The organism is Rhizobium sp. USDA 3886 (assembly GCF_056279785.1).
The window spans coordinates 172,202-191,851 of sequence record NZ_JBWCDC010000001.1 but is presented as its reverse complement, the minus strand read 5'-3'; the positions used below and the strand labels follow the sequence as shown (position 1 = coordinate 191,851).

Below are 19,650 nucleotides of genomic sequence, written 5' to 3'. Positions count from 1 at the left end.
AATGAAAAAACTGATGGTTGCAATGATGGCAAGCGCAATGTCGCTCGCCGCAGCCCATGCAATGGCTGCCGACAAGGTGACCCTGCAGCTGAAATGGGTTACCCAGAGCCAGTTCGCCGGCTATTACGTCGCCAAGGAGAAGGGCTATTACGAGGAAGAGGGCCTCGACGTTGATATCAAGCCGGGCGGCCCGGATATTGCGCCCGAACAGGTCATCGCCGGCGGCGGCGCCGATGTGATCGTCGACTGGATGGGTGGCGCGCTGGTTGCCCGCGAAAAGGGCGTGCCGCTCGTCAACATCGCCCAGCCCTTCCAGAAGTCGGGCATGGAAATGATCTGCCGCAAGGACGGCCCGGTGAAAACCGAAGCCGACTTCAAGGGCCGCACCCTCGGTGTCTGGTTCTTTGGCAACGAGTATCCGTTCTTCGCCTGGATGAACAAGATCGGCCTGAAGACCGACGGCGGCCCTGATGGCGTGACCGTCCTGAAGCAGAGCTTCGACGTGCAGCCGCTGCTCCAGAAGCAGGCAGACTGCATCTCCGTCATGACCTACAATGAATACTGGCAGGCGATCGATGCGGGCTTCAAGCCGGAAGAGCTGATCGTCTTCAACTACACGGAAATGGGTAACGATCTTCTCGAAGACGGCCTCTATGCGCTGGAAGACAAGCTCAAGGACCCGGCCTTCAAGGAAAAGATGGTCAAGTTCGTCAAGGCGTCGATGAAGGGCTGGAAATACTCGACAGAAAATCCGGATGAAGCAGCCGAAATCGTCGTCGATGCCGGCGGCCAGGACGAGAACCACCAGAAGCGCATGATGGGCGAAGTCGCCAAGCTGATCGGCGACGGCACCGGCAAGCTCGACACGGCGCTCTACGATCGCACGGCCAAGGCTCTTCTCGACCAGAAGATCATCAACAAGGAGCCTACCGGCGCCTGGACGCACGACATCACGGACGCGGCTGCGAAGTAATTCCACCCAATTCCGAAAATGGAAACGCGCGGCGAAATCCGCGCGTTTTCTATTCCTTAAAACCACCGCAAAAAATTTGCAGGGGAATGTCGCATCGGCGGAAGCTCGCACGTCATTGTAATGTACCGGCAATACACGGCTGCGATCAATGATCGGAATGCGCCCATAACCATACGGTGATTGATCTAGACATAAGGGGTAATTAATATGTCGGATAGGGGAATTATATTCTGCCGGTCTTGCATATTGAGCAAATCGCTACCATTTACAGGCCGGATTTGCCGGAGGAGACACTTCTCTGTAATAGAGACGGCGAATAATGCGGGAATACCTCTGAGAACACAGAGACGAAATGGCCACTTCGCGAGCTGAGGGACAACGCGCGATTTTGGCTTATTATGTCAAATATTTGGATGACGACCCATGGCACGCACGCTGACAATACTACGCGCCTCCACCCTTCTGATCGCCGCGCTCGCGATATCTCCCGCCTTCGCGCAGGAAACTGCAACCACGACGCCACAGCAGAACCTGCCGGCAATCGTCGTGACCACCGCCAAGACGCGCGCGCTCGTTGACCGCGTGGTGGCGACCGGCACAGTGAAGCCGGTCGAGGAAGTCTATATCCAGCCGCAGGTCGAGGGCCTTTCGATCCGCGCGTTGAATGCCGATGTCGGCGACAAGGTTGCGGCAGACAGCACGCTTGCGACACTGAATGACGACGCGCTGCTCCTGCAGAAGAGCCAGATGGAGGCAACGAAAGCAAAGGGCGAGGCGACGCTCGCGCAGTTGCGGGCACAATTGGTCGAAGCAGAGGCGAATGCCGAGCAGGCCCGCCAGCAGCAGGCCCGCGCGCGGGAAATGGTAAAGAAGGGCACGGTGTCCACTGCGACTGTGGAACAGGCGGATGCCACCGCCGCTTCGGCCAATGCCCGCGTGAAATCTGCCGAACAGGCTATCATGGTTGCCCAGGCGGATCTCAAGGTTGTCGACAGCCAGATCGCCGACACGGACTTGAGGCTTGCCCGCACCGATGTGAGGACGCCGGTTGCAGGTACGGTTTCGGCGAAGAACGCCAAGGTCGGCGCGATCGCCCTTGGCTCGGGCGATCCGCTCTTCACCGTCATCCGCGACAACGACATCGAACTGGTCGCCGAGGTCGGCGAGAGCGATATCATCAAAATCGAACCGGGCCAGAAGGCGACGATCTCGCTTGCCGGCAGCCGCGACAAGCTTTCTGGTTCCGTACGTCTCGTTTCGCCGACCGTCGATCCGACGACGCGCCTTGGCCTCGTCCATATTCTGATCGATGATGACAGGAAGGCGCGCTCCGGCATGTACGGCAGCGCCGAAATTATCATGAGAACGGCCGAGAACGTGGCTTTGCCGCTTTCGGCGGTCCTGACGAGCAGCGAAGGCTCGTCCGCCCGCAGGGTCGAAGACGGAGTTGTGAGATTCGCCAAAGTGGAGACCGGCATCCAGGACGGCGCCTATATTGAGATCGTGAAGGGCCTGAAGGACGGCGACGAAGTCGTCGCCAAGGCCGGCGCCTATGTGCGCGACGGTGACCGCATTACGCCGGTTCGCGAACAGCCCGCTGCTTCCAACTGAGAGACGGCTCGATGAACTTTTCAGCCTGGTCCATCCGAAATCCCGTAGCGCCGCTGCTGCTTTTCGCTTTGCTGCTTTTTGTCGGCATTCAGTCCTTCTATAAGCTGCCGATCACGCGCTTCCCGAACATTGACGTGCCGCTCGTCTCGATCACCGTGACGCAGAGCGGCGCTTCGCCTGCCGAACTCGAAATGCAGGTGACAAAGGAGATCGAAGACGCCGTCGCCTCGATCAACGGCATCGACGAAATCCAGTCTACGGTCACCGACGGCCAGTCGCAAACCAACGTGATGTTCCGCATGGAAGTGCCGACGGAGCAGGCAGTCCAGGACACCAAGGACGCGATCGACCGCATCCGCAGCGATCTTCCGGCCAATGTCGAGGAACCGATCGTCGCCAAGGTCGACGTCGAAGGCCAGGCAATCCAGACCTTTGCAGTCTCCTCGCCGGACATGACGCTCGAGGAACTCTCCTGGTTCGTCGATGACACGATCAAGCGCGCCCTGCAGGGCCAGGCCGGCATCGGCCGTGTGGATCGCTACGGCGGCGCCGACCGCGAAGTGCGCATCGAGCTCAACCCCGACAAGCTGAACGCCTACGGCATCACCGCCGCCAGCGTGAACCAGCAGCTGCACGGCACCAACGTCGACCTCGGTTCCGGGCGCGGTCAGGTGGCCGGCAGCGAGCAGGCGATCCGCGTTCTCGGCGACGCCCGCAATGTCGCGGAACTCGCCAATACGACGATCGCGCTGCCGAACGGCCGCTTCGTCAAGCTCGCCGAGCTCGGCGCCATCAAGGACACCTATCAGGAGCCGAAGTCCTTCTCGCGCTTCGACGATACGCCCGTCGTTACCTTTGGTGTCTTCCGCGCTAAGGGCGCCAGCGAAGTCAGTGTCGCCGAAACGGTGGCGCAAAGCCTCGACAAGGTGCGCGCGGAAAACCCGAATGTCGGCATCGAACTGATCAACGATTCCGTCTATTTTACCTACGGCAACTATGAAGCGGCCCTCCACACTTTGATGGAAGGTGCGCTGCTGGCGGTTGTCGTCGTGTTCCTGTTCCTGAAGAACTGGCGCGCGACGCTGATTTCGGCGATCGCTCTCCCCCTGTCGGCGATCCCGACCTTCTGGATCATGGACCTGATGGGCTTCTCGCTGAACCTCGTCAGCTTCCTCGCCCTCACGCTCGCGACAGGTATTCTCGTCGACGATGCGATCGTGGAAATCGAGAACATCGCCCGGCACATCAAGATGGGCAAGACACCCTATCGGGCTGCGATCGAAGCGGCGGACGAAATCGGCCTCGCCGTCATCGCCACGACGTTCACGATCATCGCCGTCTTCGTGCCGGTGTCGTTCATGCCGGGCATTCCCGGCCAGTACTTCATCCAGTTCGGCCTGACGGTCGCCTTCTCGGTGTTCTTCTCGCTCGTCGTGGCACGCCTCATCACGCCGATGATGGCGGCTTACTTGATGCGCGCCCAGGACGGCCAGGACGACCATCACGACAATGACGGCCTCTTCTTCCGCGGCTATACGCGTCTCGTGCGTGCCACGACCGGCCACTGGTGGTCGCGCTATGCGACGCTGTTTGCGGCGATCGGCTTCCTGGTCGGCTCGGTCGCGCTGCTTGCCCAGGTTCCCGGCAGCTTCCTGCCGCCGGAAGACGCCTCGCGTATCGTGCTCTCCGTCGAGTTGCCGCCGAATGCGAAGCTCGAAGACACCGAACAGACCTCCAACGCGATCTATAACAGGGTCAAGGACATCAACGGCGTCGAAAGCGTCTTCGTTCTCGGCGGCGCCTCGCCCAAAGGCGATCTCGAACTGCGCCGCGCAACGATCACACTCACGCTCTTCAAGCTGGACCACTCGCTGGTGAAGAGAGTTGTCAACGATGTCTTCGGCTCCTTCCCGGTCATCGGCCCCTACCTGCCAAAGGTCGAGGTTCATGGCCGCGAGCGTCCACAATGGGATATCGAAAAGGAAGTCTTCGCCAAGGTGAAGGATATTCCGGACGTTCGAATCCTGAAGCTCAACGACCGCGGCGAGCGCGACCTGTCGTTCAACTTCCTCTCCAAGAACGAGAAGGACCTGAACGAAGCAGTCGGCCTTCTGGAATCGAAGCTGCGTGCCGATCCGCTGCTGGCAAACGTCAGCGCCGAAGGCGCCCTGCCGCGTCCGGAACTGCAGGTTCGTCCGCGCAAGGACCAGGCTGCCCGCCTCGGCATCACGCCGGAGCAGATCTCCGATACGATCCGCGTCGCCACGATCGGCGACATTGATGCGGCGCTCGCCAAGATCAATCTCGACGACCGCCAGATCCCGATCCGGGTTCAGACCGCGCTCGATATGCGGCGCGATCTTGCCGCCATCCGCGCGCTGAAGATCCAGACGGCGAGCGGCGCGATCGTTCCGCTCTCGACCGTGGCTGACATCGACTATTCGGAAGGTGCGAGCTCCGTCAAGCGCAACAACCGCAATCGCGTCGTCGCGATCGGCTCCGACCTGCCGCAAGGCGTGGCTCTCGACACGGCATCGGCGCGCTTCCTGCAGATCGTCAAGGACACCCCTATCCCGTCGACCGTGCAGCTTGCTGAAAGCGGCGACACAAAGGTCCAGAAGGAAATGCAGCAGAGCTTCGTCAACGCGATGCTGATGGGCCTGATGATGGTTCTGGCCGTCCTGATCCTGCTCTTCAAGGATGTGATCCAGCCGTTCACCATCCTGTTCTCGCTGCCGCTGGCTATCGGCGGCGTGGCGGTTGCTCTGATCATCACCAACAATCCGCTCTCGATGCCGGTTCTGATCGGCAACCTGATGCTGATGGGCATCGTGACGAAGAACGCCATCCTGCTCGTCGACTTCGCGATCGAGATGCGCCGCCGGGGCATGGAGCGCGTCGAAGCCATGGTGGAGGCCGGCCGCAAGCGCGCCCAGCCAATCATCATGACCTCGATCGCCATGTCGGCAGGCATGCTGCCCTCGGCACTCGGCGTCGGCGAAGGCGGCTCGTTCCGCGCGCCGATGGCGATCGCCGTGATCGGCGGCATCATCGTCTCGACAGTGCTGTCGCTGGTCGTCGTGCCATCCTTCTTCCTGATCATGGACGATCTCTCGCTCCTGCTCCGCTGGCTCTTCGGCCGCCTCGTGGGCAAGAAGGATCAGGAAGAGCTGGCAATGTCCCGCCAGGAACTGACGGAAGCCATCGGCTCTCTCTCGGAACGGGTGGAAGCGATCGAGAATCCGGAAGGCAAGCGCAAGAGCGCCAATGCCAACGACAAGAACGTGCTCCGCCTGCCGCCCTTTGCGGCGGAGTGAGGTTACGCGAGTGTTTAGAGGCCGGGTCGAACCCGGTCTTTCATTTATGTGGAATTGGAATTGAAAGCTGCGCGCAACGGCCGTTGTGAACGGGTTTCCTTTTCAAAGATATTTTTAGCAGCGGGTCTTCCAGATTTCGATTGTCGCAGAGAACCTGGGGACTTTTCGGCACGACGACAAAATGGCCTGGCGAAGCACTGCGGTTGCGCTCGCATTCCATATCGCCGCCGTCATCGGGCTTGCCTTCTTTCCAGCCGGGCGCCAGCAGCTTTCGCCGTTGGAAGAAAGCATAACCGTCGAGCTTCTGACGTCTCCATCGGTCGATGGGGAAACGAAACCGCCTGCTGTGGAAGCGCACAGGTGGCAACCGGCGAACGCATTGTTCAACTCTGCAATATCGAAGCGATGGAGCAGGTCCATAGATGGAAGGCCGAATTCAAGCCGGATTTCCTGGTCGCTTACGCTATGGCGGATACGAAGCTCTCCGGCCTGACCCTTCAAGCCGAAGGCGGCGCGTTTCGAAGCAACCGCCATTGGTACAACATCAAATTCAAATGCGAGGCCTCTCCGAATATCGAGAAGATCGTCGCATTCGAGGTTTCAGTGGGTGAAGAAATTCCGGAAAGCGAGTGGGAGACGCGTTTCCTGCCCGCGGATGACGGCCAGGCTGACTAACGCTGTCGCGTCCTCGGGCCTTTCTGAGTGACGAATCTACCGTCAGAGCCCACCCTGCTCCTTCAAGAAGCTGACGATCGGGCCGATGCCGTCGCCGCGCTTCATGTCGGAGAAGACGAACGGGCGCCTGTCGCGCATGCGCGCCGCGTCGCGGTCCATGACCTCAAGATCGGCGCCGACATAGGGTGCGAGGTCCTTCTTGTTGATCACCAGCAGGTCCGATTTGGTGATGCCCGGCCCGCCCTTGCGAGGGATTTCTTCGCCTTGGCAAACGGAGATTACATAGATGGTGATATCGGCCAGATCGGGCGAAAACGTCGCTGCCAGATTGTCGCCGCCGGACTCGATGAAAACGATATCGAGATCCGGAATACGCTCATTGAGACCGGCGATCGCCTGCAGATTGATTGTCGCGTCCTCGCGGATTGCCGTATGCGGGCAACCGCCGGTTTCCACGCCAACGATACGGTCCGACGGCAGCGCCTGCATGCGCATCAGCGCTTCGGCATCCTCGATCGTGTAGATGTCGTTGGTGACGACGGCGACGGAATAATCGTCGCGCATCGCCTTGCAGAGCTTCTCCGTCAGCGCCGTCTTTCCGGAGCCGACAGGTCCGCCGATGCCCACACGAAGAGGTCCGTTTCTCGATTTCATATGTCACACTCCAATTCGGCAGATGATAGCGCCCGGAGAGCGGCTCTGCCACCGGCAAATACCGCAGATGCTCCCGTCAGGAGCGGAAGAGCCTCGTCGTCTGCGTCTCATGCCGTAGCGAGGCGATATCCGCCTGAATCGCCGCCGAACCCAGATCGTCGAGCGTCGAACAGGAGGCCCTATGCGCAGTCGCGGCGATCGCCTCTTCCAACCGCGCCAGGATGGCGACGCCGTCCTTCTGTCCGGCAACGCCGAGCCGGATGCCGGCCGAGACTGACTGCGAGACATAAGCATGCAGGAAGGCCGCGAGTGCCTTTTGAAGCGCTATGCCATGAGCGCTGGCGGCTGCGCCGACGGCAACGGGATAGGCAGCGGCCCGCGGCAGCCGATCGAAGACGGTATCGGGCCAGGCGCGTGCCGCCGCCAGAAAGGCGTCGCCGAGCAGCATGGTCTCCTGATGGCGCTCCCGCGACCCAGCAAAGGCCTCCGCCAAGGCGGCAAGCTCCGCAAGCTCCGCTGCATCCGATTGCATCCGCCAGCTCGCTGCAAAGAGCACGGCATCGTTCCAGATGCTCCCGTGGGAAACCAGTGTTTCGATCCATCCGTCCAGCGAGGCCGCATCGGTGACGAGCCTGTCATGGACGGCGCGCTCGAGGCCGCCGGAATAGGCGAACGAGCCGACCGGAAAGGCCGGCGAGAGCCATGCCATGAGGCGCAGCAAGCCCTGTAGGTCGCCGCTCCCGCTCATTGCGGTTTAGTCATGCGCGTGGTGGCCGTGATCGTGCCCATGCGAGTGACTGCCATGGGAATGGTAGGCGCCGCGGGCGGGCTGGAATGGCTCGGTGACTTCGCTGACAGTCGCGCCGAGCCCTTCGAGCATCGACCGGATCACATGGTCGCGAAGGATCAGGATGCGTTCCTCTTCGATCTGCGCACCGAGATGGCGGTTGCCGAGATGCCAGGCAAGCTCGATGAGATGCAGCCGGTCCCGGCCCTTGATCTCGAAAAGCTTTTCGTCCGCGGCCTGGATTTCGATGAGTTCGCCGTCCTCGAGGACCAGCATGTCACCGCTTGCAAACAGCACCGGTTCCTTCAGGTCGAGCATGACCATGTCGCCGTTTTCGAGATGCAAAAGTTTACGGCGCAGATGCCTCAGATCATGTGGCAGGACGACCTTGCCAATGGGATTGGAAGACGGGGTTCCGGCCGGAAGATAGGAGGTAACGCGCTGCATGTGATGTCCGTTTCTGTGAGATCACGACCATGCAAAATAGCGCTTGGCGGCGCAAGCACCAATGCGCTTTGCGAAACAGTTATATCCCGTAGGCACGCTGCGTGTCATCGTAATCTGGCACCGCGCCCTGGACCCCGAGACCTCCCTCGACCAGATGATGATGCCATGCGTGGTGCAGGGCGTTCCTCTCGTGAACGACGCGGTTGCGGCCGAGCGCCTTTGCCAGATAAAGCGCCTTGTCGGCGGACGCATAAACGGCCTCCTTGCTGCGCCCGGGCAGAAGATCGGCAATGCCGGCCGAAATAGTGATCGATATGTCGCAGCCGTCGGCAGCGATCGGCCGTCGGGCAATCTGCGCCTTCACGGCTTCGATCTTCTGCAGCCGCTCTTCAACGTCACCGCCTGAAACGATGACGCCGAACTCCTCGCCGCCGAGACGCGCAACGACCGAAGAACCGTCGAATGCCGAGGCGAGAATTGCGGAAACCGCGATGATGACGGCGTCGCCGCAGGTATGGCCGAAACGGTCGTTGATCGCCTTGAAGCGGTCGACATCGAAGATCGCCAGCGAGGCGCGGTCATCGATATTGTCGAGCGCCTCCGTAAACGCACGGCGGTTCAACAGCCCGGACAGCGTATCGGTGCGGCTGAGCTTTTCGAACGCCGCACGCGATACCGTCAGCTGATGCATGGCATGACCGACAATCAGCGAAAGGATACCGCAGACAATGCCACTAAGGAGCCAGGACAGCGCGATGCTGTAGCTGATGGAGAGAGCGAGCGTGAACGGCAGCACACCAAGGAAGGCAAGCGGCGGCATCACCACGAGGATCAACAGGATCGACAGGATAACGGCGGCAAAACTCATCTTCAGCGCGAAACTGAAGATCGTACCGCGATGGTGAAAATTGCCAAGTTCAGCCTGGAGAAAAATCCAGCTCCTCATGAGAATCGACCTCCAGCTCGGCGTCGCATGAAATACCTGATTAGTGCTCAACTCCTGCCGGGGTCTTAAGCAGATCGTTAAAATTGAAACGGGTTTATGCTATTTAATGTTGTGATGTTTTCGCGCGCTCGATGCAGGCCGCTTGGAGAGGAATAAACAATCACAAAAACGAGGTCAAAAGGCTGAAAAGAAAAGATCATTAGGACTTTAAAACATTCCGGGCACTTGGGTCGTAGCAATCTTCCTCTTCAGAATATTTTGCCGTTTTTCACAACCGATAGAAGAGCGAGGTTGATAGCTACTTTAAGACTAGCAAGCTGCGACGGTACCCTTGGCAACACGGCCGGCAGTTCAATTGTGGAGACCAAGAGATGAGGTCAATGCCTGCGGGACAGGATTCCACATGCCCGTCCGCAGCCCCACGGAACGCAGAGCGGCAGCAGTCCAGGTGTTGCAACCCAGCAAGGCGTTGAAATAGCCGTTCGCCTCGAAGAAACGGTCGAACATTCCGTAAGCTGCACCCGGAATCGGCACCGCCTCGCCCACCTGACCTGCAAAGCTGTTCGAAATGAAATCGAGCAACCGCTCGAACTGATTGCCGCCGAGATTGAATGCTGAAACGGATGGATGCGTTTCGGAAATACACCCCGCGACATCTACGTGCAGGACGGAACTGTCGATCGTTAGCGCCCGCAGTACCGGCAACGGCTTAAGGTCTCCCCAGGTCGGAGTTTCAAGATAGAAGGCGCGGCCGCCCCAGCCGAAAATCAGCCATTGTGCCGCCGGATCCCTGACCGGAATGCCCGCGCTTTCAAGGAAAGGGAACGCCTTCCTTGCCCTGTCATCGAGTGGAATGGCAATGTCTGTGTGAATGGGGCCTGACAGCATGAGGATTCGCAGCGAAGCATTCCCGCCGGAAGACGCCTGGACAGGATGGACCAGCGGTCAGGGGATGACGGTCCCGCTCGCCCCCGACAGGATCAGAAGGGCCACAGCACGCAATAGCCAGCGGACGCCCCCTTTCATCAGAATTCTCCGTGCACCTGGGCGATTTCTCAGAACAGGAAATAACGCTGCGCCATCGGCAGCACGGTTGCCGGTTCGCAGGTAAGCAGTTCGCCGTCGGCGCGCACCTCGTAGGTCTCCGGATCGACCTCGATATGCGGCGTGAGGCTGTTGTGGATCATCGACGCCTTGGAGATGCCGCCGCGGGTATTCTTGACCGCGACGAGGTTCTTGGCGACGCCGAGCTTGCCCTTCAGCCCGGCGTCGAGCGACGCCTGCGAAACGAAAGTGACGGATGAGTTGGTCAAGCTCTTGCCGTATGAGGCAAACATCGGTCGGTAATGCACCGGCTGCGGTGTCGGGATCGAGGCATTCGGATCGCCCATAGGTGCTGCGGCGATCGAACCGCCGAGCAGCACCATGTCCGGCTTCACGCCGAAGAAGGCCGGATTCCAGATGACGAGGTCCGCGCGCTTGCCGACTTCGACGGAGCCGATCTCATGAGAAAGGCCGTGCGCAATCGCCGGGTTGATCGTGTATTTGGCGATGTAACGGCGGACGCGGAAATTGTCATTGTCGCCCTTCTCTTCCTTCAAGCGTCCGCGCTGGCGCTTCATCTTGTCGGCCGTCTGCCAGGTGCGGATCGCCACCTCGCCGACACGGCCCATAGCCTGGCTGTCCGAGGAGATGATCGAGAAGGCGCCGATATCGTGGAGAATGTCTTCCGCCGCGATCGTCTCTTTGCGGATGCGGCTCTCGGCAAAAGCGATGTCTTCCGGGATCGACGGCGAAAGATGATGGCAGACCATCAGCATATCGAGGTGCTCGGCGATCGTGTTGACCGTGTAGGGCCGTGTCGGGTTCGTCGACGACGGAATGACGTTCGACTGACCGCAGATCTTGATGATGTCCGGCGCGTGGCCGCCGCCTGCGCCTTCCGTGTGGAAGGCATGGATCGTGCGGCCCCTGATGGCGCCGATCGTATCCTCGACGAAGCCGCTCTCGTTCAGCGTGTCGGTGTGGATCATCACCTGCACGTCGTACTGATCGGCAACCGTCAGGCAGCAGTCGATCGCGCCCGGCGTCGTGCCCCAGTCCTCGTGCAGCTTCAGCGAGGTGGCGCCGGCGAGCACCATTTCCTCAAGCGCGCCGGGCAGCGAGGCATTGCCCTTGCCGGCGAAGGCGAGGTTCATCGGAAACGCGTCGGCCGCCTCGATCATCCGGGCGAGGTGCCACGGGCCTGGCGTGCAGGTCGTCGCCAGCGTACCATGGGCGGGGCCGGTGCCGCCGCCGAGCATGCAAGTAAGCCCGCTCATCAGCGCTTCCTCGATCTGCTGCGGGCAGATGAAATGGATGTGGCAGTCCATCCCGCCGGCTGTCACGATCTTGCCCTCGCCCGCGATCGCTTCGGTGCCCGGACCGACGATGATGTTGACGCCCGGCTGGGTGTCCGGATTGCCGGCCTTGCCGATCGCGACGATCCGTCCGTCCTTGAGGCCGATATCGGCCTTCACGATGCCGGTATGATCGACGATCACCGCATTGGTGATGACGGTATCGACCGCCCCGTTGGCGCGCGTCACCTGGCTCTGCCCCATGCCGTCGCGGATCACCTTGCCGCCGCCGAACTTCACCTCTTCGCCGTAGGTGGTGAAATCCTTTTCGACCTCGATGAAAAGCTCGGTATCGGCAAGCCGGACCTTGTCGCCGATGGTCGGACCAAACATGCTGGCATAGGCAGCGCGGGAAATCTTGTGGGGCATATGTCAGGCTCCTTGGGAGGAAGAAAGAGGCGGTTCGGCTGCATAGCGTGTCAGCCGGCCATCTGCGATATAGCTGTCGACGAGCTGCCTTTCGGCGGCGAAGGGGTGCCACTCCCAGCCGGTATGACTGAAGCCGGCAAGGCCGATCTCGGCTTTCGGAAACCTGCTGAAGGTCTCGGCAATCGCGATCATGCCGCTGCTCGGAACGACGTAGGGTGCGGGATCAAAGGTCGCCAGGGCGTTATCGACCGCTTCATGAATCACTTTCTCAACAACTACATGCTGCTTGCCAGCTTCCGCGCAGAAGGCGTTGAACTGACTCGTATAATCGTCGCAGAAGTCGCCGAGTTCAGGATGCGAAACGGCAAGCGGCGCACGCAGCGCAGCAAATTTTTCGGGATCGCGGACGCTCCAAATTTCCGAAGCCTCCGTGACGGCCGGGTGGCTCCGCCACGCGTCCGAACCCAGCATCGCCTTGGCCGGGCGTCCGGTGTTGCAGACGGCCACGACGTCGGTGCGGCCGGGACTTACGACAAAGGAGCGGCATTCGTTGAAACGGATGACGAAGTCCGCGGCTGCGATTGCCGCCGCACCTGTCTCACCGATTTCCCCATTGCCGATGATCATGATCTTGCGGCTCACCTTAGCCCCATCGCGTCGGAAAGCTCTTTGAGCTGCTTGGTGCGTTCATCGGTCAAGTTGGCAAGGCAACCCGCGACCAGCATAGGCTCCATCGTGCCGCCGCGCGCCTGGAAGCCGAAAGCCTCGCACTGGGCGTCGCGATAGGAAATCCAGGCGCGTTGCGCGGTTAGCAGCGCTTTCTCGGCTCCGCGATCCTTCTCGTCCAGATCCTTGTCGGTCGCCGCGACCGCCGCACGCGCCTTCTTCCACTGCTCGTTCAGCGCTATATCAGCCGTCTCGTATCGTGACTGCTCGCAGAAAGTCATGTCGAACTGGGTCTTCGGGTTCTTGCAATCCGGCTCCTGGGCCTGCGTGATGCCTGCCATCATCAAGCCTGCCGCGGCGCCGGCGAGGTACATGGTCAACCGCATCGATTCCTCCCGTTTTTTCTTCTCAGAGCTTACCCATCACGAGCTGGCGAAAGCCGTAAACTTCGCGCTTGCCGGAAAGCGGGATCAGCGTCACGGAACGTGTCTGGCCAGGCTCGAAACGCACGGCCGTGCCCGCCGGGATGTCGAGCCGCATGCCCTGCACCTTGTCGCGATCGAAGGAGAGGCCGGCATTCGTTTCGGCAAAATGGTAGTGGCTGCCGACCTGCACGGGGCGGTCGCCGGTGTTCGATACTTCAATCGTGACGGTCGGCGCGCCGGCGTTCAGTTCGATGTCGCCGCTTGCGGCAATGATTTCGCCTGGGATCATCTTATCTCTCCTCACGCCGCCTTCACGGGCGCGCAGCCCTCGGCTTTCACGACACGTTTCGTCGATGCCGGATATTTGGCCAGCATGGCTGCTGGACGCACCGGGCGGCGGGTGAACTCGCCGTCGCAATTCGGGCATTGGCCCTGCAGCACATCGCTCGCACAATCGGCACAGAAGGTGCACTCGAAGGTGCAGATCATTGCCTCCCGGCTTTCCGGCGGCAGGTCCTTGTCACAGCATTCGCAGTTCGGTCGAAGTTCGAGCATCAGAGCCTCCTCAGCGAATCGGTTCGTGGACGGTGACGAGCTTGGTGCCGTCCGGGAAAGTCGCCTCCACCTGCACGTCATGGATCATCTCGGCCACGCCCTCCATCACCTGATGCCGGCCGATGACATGAGCCCCCGCTTCCATCAACTCGGCGACCGGCCGGCCGTCACGCGCGCCTTCCACGACGAAATCGGTGATCAGCGCAATCGCCTCAGGATGATTGAGCTTCACGCCGCGTTCCAGCCGGCGCCGCGCCACCATCGCCGCCATCGAGATGAGCAGCTTGTCTTTTTCTCTCGGAGTGAGGTTCATCGTCCATCCACTTGCTTGAAACTAGAGATTCCAGACTTTCGGCACAGGCGCTCCGTTGCGCAAGGCGGAAATGACCGGGATCAGGACTTTTCTGAGGGCAAATCCGTCAGCGGCTGCAGCGCGCACGACGAGCTTGCCGTTCCAGGCGCTTGCGCCCGCCATGTGGTCGTCGAGCAAGGGGCGCACCTTCGCGAGATAGCTATCGGCGAGGGGACCGGTATAAAGCAACGTAGCAAAAGCCACCTGCCCGCCGAGGATGGGTTGGCGCGCAGTCAGCGCGCTTACGGCACCGTCAAGCCGCAACTCCTCGGCATGGATCAGCCTGCCAGCGCGGCGGATGCGCCAGCGATCGCGAAAGAGCCCGGTCTCCATCGCCTCGCCCATCGCCTTGCGGCCGAGCAGGATCGCCTCGACAGCCAGGAACTCCGCCGTCTCGTCGAGATCGACGTCGAGGCGGCGGAATAGCGAGGCGCGATCGAACAGGATGGTCTCCTGCGGCAGCCAGTCGACACGAGATCCAGCGCCTGCCTCAATCGTCGTCGTGACTTCAGCCGTTCCAGCGGATGCCTTGTAGATCTTCTCGCAGGCCTGCGTCGTCACATCGATGCGTGTTCCGGGTCCTGCGACGACGCTCCAGTTCATCCGGTCGCCGCCGGTCAGCCCGCCGGCGGTATTGATGATGACGGCTTCCAAGGAGGCATCGAAGGTCTCCGGCAGACGGATTTTGGCGGCACCCTCCTGATAGAGTTCGCGGATACGCGCCCGCCCGTCCAGCAGCTTTGCCGCCAGATGCCCCCGCCCCTCGGCCCTTTGCGGTCTGATGATTGCGGCCACGATCGTCATTCCATTCCCTTGGCACCTCCGCCGCTTGCCCGGCTGTTCTCATTCAATCCGGCAAATAGTTGAAAGCAAGCAATTTTTATGCCGCCTGCCGATCTTAGAGGAGCGATGGCGGGCACGCTTGGTCAGAACATGGAAGCTGCCTTGGAATGCGGCATATGCCGCTCAAACGGTCAGGTGGCGGCGCGCCTCGGCCGTATCCAGCGTCTCCGCCAAACCGTCCTGGACGATCTCGCCGCGGTCCATGATGTAGACGTAGTCGGCAAGCTCGCGGCAGAAATCGAGATACTGTTCGACGAGCAGGATTGCCATACCGGTCGAGTCGCGCAGATAGCGGATGGCCCGGCCGATATCCTTGATAATCGACGGCTGAATGCCCTCGGTCGGCTCGTCCAGCACAAGGATCTTCGGCCGCGTCACCATGGCCCGCCCGATCGCCAGTTGCTGCTGCTGACCGCCAGAAAGATCGCCGCCGCGACGGGACAACATCGACTTCAGCACCGGGAAGAGACTGAAGATGTCGTCGGGGATGTTGCGGTCGCGGCGGCCAAGCGGAGCAAAGCCGGTTTCGAGGTTTTCCTTGACGGTAAGCAGCGGGAAGATTTCACGACCCTGCGGCACGTAGCCGATGCCCTGCTTGGCACGCGCGTAAGGCGGCAGGCCGTTGAGCGCCACATCGTTGAAGCTGACTGTTCCGGCCGACAGCGGATGCTGGCCGGTGACGGCGCGGAGAAGAGAGCTCTTCCCCACGCCGTTCCGCCCCAGCACGCAAGTGATCTTGCCCATGTCCGCCTTGATGGAGATGCCGCGCAGCGCCTGAGCGGCGCCATAGTGGAGATTTGCGTTTTCGACTGTCAGCATGATGCCGTCTCCTGGCGTTTTTCGGATACAAGATCCCCTCCCCAGCCCCTCCCCACAAGGGAGAGGAGCTGGCTCGGAGCTTCCGTCTTGCTTCCCATCAACTCATGCAAAAGGGGGCAATCATGGCGATGACCGAACGGCCCGGTTAAGCCCCTCCCCCTTGTGGGGATGGCTTGGGGAGGGGTCAGAGTCCCACCAACGACAAACAGATCGATCATCCCTCACCGCCCCAAATAATTTTCGATCACCTTCGGATCGGAACTCACGAAATCGATCGACCCTTCCGCAAGCACCGAGCCTTCCGCCAGGCAGGTCACCTTGACGCCGAGATCGCGGATGAAGCCCATATCGTGTTCGACGACGACGACGGAGCGGTTCCTGGCAATTTCCCGGAGCAGTATCGCAGTCTCGGCTGTTTCGGCATCCGTCATGCCGGCAACCGGCTCGTCGACGAGCAGCAGCTTCGGCTCCTGCGCCAGCAGCATGCCGATCTCCAGCCACTGCTTCTGGCCATGCGAGAGGTTCGCCGCGAGTTCGTCGCGACGATGCGTCAATCGCACGGTTTCCAGGATTTCCTCGATGCGCACCTTGTCGTCGGAAGACAGGCGGTAGAAGAGCGTCGGAAAAACGCCGTGCTTACGGTTCAGCGCCAGTTCCAGATTGTCCCAGACCGTGTGGCTTTCGAACACCGTCGGCTTCTGGAATTTCCGGCCGATGCCGAGCTGGGCGATGTCCGCTTCATCCTTTTTGGTGAGATCGATCTCGCCGTTGAAATAGACCTCGCCCTCGTCAGGCCGCGTCTTGCCGGTGATGATGTCCATCATCGTCGTTTTGCCGGCGCCGTTCGGGCCGATGATGGCGCGAAGCTCACCGGGCTCGATCACAATCGAAAGCGAGTTCAGCGCCTTGAAGCCGTCGAAGGAAACCGAGACATTGTTGAGGTAGAGCACGCTGTTGGGTTTGAAATCCGGGATCATAACTGCCTACTCCGCTGCCTGGATCTTTGCATCGACGCCTTCTTCCTGCAGGGCGGGTGGCACCGCTTCCGTCCTCGGCTTTTTCTTGCCGAGATATTGGGCGATCGTGCCGACGATCCCCTTCGGCAGGAACACCGTCACGGCGACGAAGAGACCGCCGAGGGCGAAGAGCCAGAATTCCGGGAAGAGGCCGGTGAAGATGGTCTTGCCGCCGTTGACCAGGATGGCGCCGATGATCGGCCCGATCAGCGTCGAGCGACCGCCGACGGCCGTCCAGATGACGACCTCGATGGAGTTCGCCGGTGCGAATTCGCCGGGGTTGATGATACCCACCTGCGGCACGTAAAGCGCACCCGCAATTCCCGCCATCATGGCCGATACGACGAAGGTGAAAAGCTTGAAGTGCTCGACACGGTAGCCGAGGAAGCGTGTGCGGCTCTCCGCATCGCGCACGCCGACCAGCACCTTGCCGAATTTTGAGCGCACGATGGCGGAAGCGAGCAGCAGCGAGAGCGCCAGGAAGATCGCCGTGGCGGCAAAGAGTGTGGCGCGCGTGCCTTCCGCCTGCACGTTGAAGCCGAGGATCTCCTTGAAATCCGTCATGCCGTTGTTGCCGCCAAAGCCCATGTCGTTGCGGAAGAAAGCAAGCAGCAGCGCATAGGTCATTGCCTGCGTGATGATCGAGAGGTAGACGCCATTGACTCTGCTGCGGAAGGCGAACCAGCCGAAGACGAAGGCAAGTAGGCCGGGCACTAGCAGCACCATCAGCGCCGCAAACCAGAACTGGTCGAAGCCGTACCAGAACCACGGCAGCTCCTGCCAGTTGAGGAACACCATGAAGTCCGGCAGGATCGGATTGCCATAGACGCCCCGCGAGCCGATCTGGCGCATCAGGTACATGCCCATCGCATAGCCGCCGAGCGCGAAGAATGCACCATGGCCGAGCGAGAGGATGCCGCAGAAGCCCCAGACGAGATCGAGTGCCAGCGCCAGCAACGCATAGGTCAGATACTTGCCGAACAGCGCCATGATGTAAGTCGGGATATGCAGCGCGTGATCCGGACCGGTCAGCAGATTGAGCACCGGCACCAGCACAGCGACCGCGAGCAGTATGGCGATGGCAATCGAAATCTTGCGGTCGAGCGACCGGAGCAGGAAGGCCGCAATCATGCTTCCACCGCCCTTCCTTTGAGTGCGAAGAGTCCGCGCGGACGCTTCTGGATGAAGAGAATGATGAGGACAAGCACGAGGATCTTGCCGAGCACAGCGCCGGCGAAGGGCTCGAGGAACTTGTTGACGACGCCGAGCGACAGCGCGCCGACCAGCGTGCCCCAGAGATTGCCGACGCCGCCGAAGACCACAACCATGAAGCTGTCGATGATGTAGCTCTGGCCGAGATTCGGCGAGACGTTGTCGATCTGCGAAAGGGCCACGCCCGCCATGCCGGCGATGCCGGAACCGAGCGCGAAGGTGAAGGCATCGACCCAGCCGGTGCGGATGCCCATCGATGATGCCATGCGGCGGTTCTGCGTGACCGCGCGCATCTGCAGGCCGAAGGCGGAGCGCTTCAGGAGCAAGAGCAGGGTCACGAAGACGATCATCGAAAAGACGATGATCCACATCCGGTTCCAGGTGATCGACAGCCCGCCGAGTTCGAAGGCCCCGGACATCCAGCTCGGATTGCGCACTTCGCGGTTGGTCGGGCCGAAGATCGTGCGGACCGCCTGCTGCAGGATCAACGAAACGCCCCACGTGGCCAGCAGCGTTTCAAGCGGACGGCCGTAGAGATGGCGGATGATCATGCGTTCTATGACGAGGCCGACGAAGCCGGTGAACAGGAACGCAGCCGGAATCGCAATCACCAGCGAATAGGTTGCGAGCCCGGGAAAGGTCGATGCGATATATTCCTGCACGACATAGGTCGTGTAGGCGCCGATCATCACCATTTCGCCATGCGCCATGTTGATGACGCCCATGACGCCGAAGGTAATGGCAAGCCCGATCGCCGCGAGCAGCAGTACCGAGCCGAGCGACAGGCCGTACCAGATGTTCTGCACGATATCCCAGAGCGCCAGATTGCGCTTGATATTGGCGATATTGGCCTCGATGCCGGCCTTCAGGTCGTCGGGCGCGGTCTCCATCGCGGTGGTCAGGATGGTGAGCGCGTTGCGGCCGCCGCGCGCCGCGATCGTATCGATCGCCGCCTTCTTCTCGTCGGCGCTGACATCGCTTTTCAGCATCATCACCGCACGAGCCGCTTCCATCGTGTTCTTGACCTCGGCGTCCTTTTCATCGGCGAGCGCCGAGTCCAGGAGATCGAGATTGGAAGGGTCGGAATCCTTGAGCAACCCTTGGGCGGCAGCGAGCCGCGCGGTACGGTCCGGGCTCAGCAGCGTCAGCGTGCTCACGGCGCTGGCGATCACGCCGCGCAGGGAATTGTTGATCTTCACCTTGGACATGTAGTCCGGATCGACATCGGCGGCAGCTTCGCCGGTGATAGGGTCGGAATAGGTCGGCTCGTCATCCGTGCCACCCTGCAGGAGAACGGGACCGCCCTCTTCGGAATTCACGTAGAGCTGGCCGTCGCTCAACTGCTGCAGGACTTGGCCGACATGCGGATCCTTGGAAGCGACGAGCGCCTTGATGGCCGCCTCGCGGGCATCGAAATCGCCAACACCAAGTGCATCGATGAGAGGGTGAAGGTCTTCCTGTGCCTTGAGCGCTGTCGCGAATGCCGGCAGGGCGAGGCAGATCGTCAGAAGGAAAATCTTGATGGCGCGAAACATGGGCTCTCTCGCCTGGCTTGTCGTTGGCCTTGTGGGCAGCAATCGCTCG

General features: G+C 61.0%; 20 protein-coding genes and 1 pseudogene. 4 read left to right on the top strand and 17 right to left on the bottom strand.

The annotated features are described in order from the left end of the window. Position 1: 1 nt before the first annotated feature. From ACZ9BX_RS00950 to ACZ9BX_RS00940, 3 genes are all read left to right on the top strand, one after another. On the top strand, positions 2 to 973 hold the full coding sequence (locus tag ACZ9BX_RS00950) for an ABC transporter substrate-binding protein (protein WP_476215075.1): 972 nt from the start codon (positions 2 to 4) through the stop codon (positions 971 to 973). A gap of 423 nt (positions 974 to 1,396) precedes the next feature. Beyond that, positions 1,397 to 2,584, top strand: coding sequence for an efflux RND transporter periplasmic adaptor subunit (locus ACZ9BX_RS00945; protein ID WP_027510172.1), 1,188 nt, complete (start codon positions 1,397 to 1,399; stop codon positions 2,582 to 2,584). An 11-nt stretch (positions 2,585 to 2,595) separates the two neighbouring features. Continuing rightward, positions 2,596 to 5,901, top strand: a complete 3,306-nt coding sequence (locus tag ACZ9BX_RS00940; protein ID WP_476215072.1) for an efflux RND transporter permease subunit — start codon at positions 2,596 to 2,598, stop codon at positions 5,899 to 5,901. Between the two features lie 40 nt (positions 5,902 to 5,941). On the opposite strand, the gene ACZ9BX_RS00935 is transcribed toward ACZ9BX_RS00940, so the two are convergent. Further along, on the bottom strand, positions 5,942 to 6,259 hold the full coding sequence (locus tag ACZ9BX_RS00935; protein ID WP_476215070.1) for a hypothetical protein: 318 nt from the start codon (positions 6,257 to 6,259) through the stop codon (positions 5,942 to 5,944). Positions 6,260 to 6,261: 2 nt separating this feature from the next. Between ACZ9BX_RS00935 and ACZ9BX_RS00930 the strand changes: the two genes are divergently transcribed. After that, positions 6,262 to 6,576 (top strand): DUF930 domain-containing protein, encoded by a 315-nt coding sequence (locus tag ACZ9BX_RS00930; protein WP_476215068.1) that lies wholly within the window; start codon positions 6,262 to 6,264, stop codon positions 6,574 to 6,576. A gap of 42 nt (positions 6,577 to 6,618) precedes the next feature. Here the strand turns inward: ACZ9BX_RS00930 and ureG are convergent, their stop codons facing one another. From ureG to urtB, 16 genes and pseudogenes are all read right to left on the bottom strand, one after another. Then, the gene (gene ureG / locus ACZ9BX_RS00925) at positions 6,619 to 7,230 is read right to left on the bottom strand and encodes an urease accessory protein UreG (protein WP_132564130.1); all 612 of its coding nucleotides are present in this window, start codon (positions 7,228 to 7,230) and stop codon (positions 6,619 to 6,621) included. A 76-nt stretch (positions 7,231 to 7,306) separates the two neighbouring features. Continuing rightward, a complete protein-coding gene (locus ACZ9BX_RS00920; protein ID WP_476215065.1) occupies positions 7,307 to 7,978 on the bottom strand; it encodes an urease accessory protein UreF in 672 nt (223 codons plus the stop codon). A 6-nt stretch (positions 7,979 to 7,984) separates the two neighbouring features. Then, complete coding sequence (ureE, locus tag ACZ9BX_RS00915; RefSeq protein ID WP_476215063.1) at positions 7,985 to 8,464, bottom strand: urease accessory protein UreE; 480 nt, start codon at positions 8,462 to 8,464, stop codon at positions 7,985 to 7,987. Positions 8,465 to 8,543: 79 nt separating this feature from the next. After that, positions 8,544 to 9,410: a GGDEF domain-containing protein gene (locus ACZ9BX_RS00910; RefSeq protein ID WP_476215061.1), complete on the bottom strand. Its 867-nt coding sequence runs from the start codon at positions 9,408 to 9,410 to the stop codon at positions 8,544 to 8,546. A gap of 351 nt (positions 9,411 to 9,761) precedes the next feature. Then, a pseudogene (locus ACZ9BX_RS00905) lies at positions 9,762 to 10,436 on the bottom strand (TIGR02117 family protein). A 29-nt stretch (positions 10,437 to 10,465) separates the two neighbouring features. Beyond that, positions 10,466 to 12,178: an urease subunit alpha gene (gene ureC / locus ACZ9BX_RS00900; protein ID WP_476215059.1), complete on the bottom strand. Its 1,713-nt coding sequence runs from the start codon at positions 12,176 to 12,178 to the stop codon at positions 10,466 to 10,468. A gap of 3 nt (positions 12,179 to 12,181) precedes the next feature. Continuing rightward, positions 12,182 to 12,805 (bottom strand): Urease operon accessory protein, encoded by a 624-nt coding sequence (locus ACZ9BX_RS00895; RefSeq protein ID WP_476219861.1) that lies wholly within the window; start codon positions 12,803 to 12,805, stop codon positions 12,182 to 12,184. 11 nt (positions 12,806 to 12,816) lie between these two features. Then, positions 12,817 to 13,230, bottom strand: coding sequence for a lysozyme inhibitor LprI family protein (locus tag ACZ9BX_RS00890; protein WP_476215058.1), 414 nt, complete (start codon positions 13,228 to 13,230; stop codon positions 12,817 to 12,819). A gap of 22 nt (positions 13,231 to 13,252) precedes the next feature. After that, positions 13,253 to 13,558, bottom strand: a complete 306-nt coding sequence (locus ACZ9BX_RS00885; protein WP_022716977.1) for an urease subunit beta — start codon at positions 13,556 to 13,558, stop codon at positions 13,253 to 13,255. Between the two features lie 11 nt (positions 13,559 to 13,569). Continuing rightward, positions 13,570 to 13,824 (bottom strand): DUF1272 domain-containing protein, encoded by a 255-nt coding sequence (locus ACZ9BX_RS00880; RefSeq protein WP_476215056.1) that lies wholly within the window; start codon positions 13,822 to 13,824, stop codon positions 13,570 to 13,572. A gap of 10 nt (positions 13,825 to 13,834) precedes the next feature. Next, positions 13,835 to 14,137 carry an urease subunit gamma gene (locus ACZ9BX_RS00875; protein ID WP_024315673.1) on the bottom strand — a complete coding sequence of 101 codons (303 nt, stop codon included), beginning with the start codon at positions 14,135 to 14,137 and terminating at the stop codon, positions 13,835 to 13,837. Positions 14,138 to 14,158: 21 nt separating this feature from the next. Further along, a complete protein-coding gene (locus tag ACZ9BX_RS00870; RefSeq protein ID WP_476215054.1) occupies positions 14,159 to 14,980 on the bottom strand; it encodes an urease accessory protein UreD in 822 nt (273 codons plus the stop codon). Positions 14,981 to 15,142: 162 nt separating this feature from the next. Beyond that, positions 15,143 to 15,838 carry an urea ABC transporter ATP-binding subunit UrtE gene (gene urtE, locus ACZ9BX_RS00865; RefSeq protein ID WP_476215052.1) on the bottom strand — a complete coding sequence of 232 codons (696 nt, stop codon included), beginning with the start codon at positions 15,836 to 15,838 and terminating at the stop codon, positions 15,143 to 15,145. A gap of 221 nt (positions 15,839 to 16,059) precedes the next feature. Beyond that, on the bottom strand, positions 16,060 to 16,815 hold the full coding sequence (urtD, locus tag ACZ9BX_RS00860; RefSeq protein ID WP_476215051.1) for an urea ABC transporter ATP-binding protein UrtD: 756 nt from the start codon (positions 16,813 to 16,815) through the stop codon (positions 16,060 to 16,062). Between the two features lie 6 nt (positions 16,816 to 16,821). Continuing rightward, on the bottom strand, positions 16,822 to 17,985 hold the full coding sequence (urtC, locus tag ACZ9BX_RS00855; RefSeq protein ID WP_476215049.1) for an urea ABC transporter permease subunit UrtC: 1,164 nt from the start codon (positions 17,983 to 17,985) through the stop codon (positions 16,822 to 16,824). Continuing rightward, positions 17,982 to 19,601 (bottom strand): urea ABC transporter permease subunit UrtB, encoded by a 1,620-nt coding sequence (gene urtB / locus ACZ9BX_RS00850; protein ID WP_476215047.1) that lies wholly within the window; start codon positions 19,599 to 19,601, stop codon positions 17,982 to 17,984. Before urtB ends, urtC begins: the two co-directional genes overlap by 4 nt. Positions 19,602 to 19,650 lie beyond the last annotated feature (49 nt).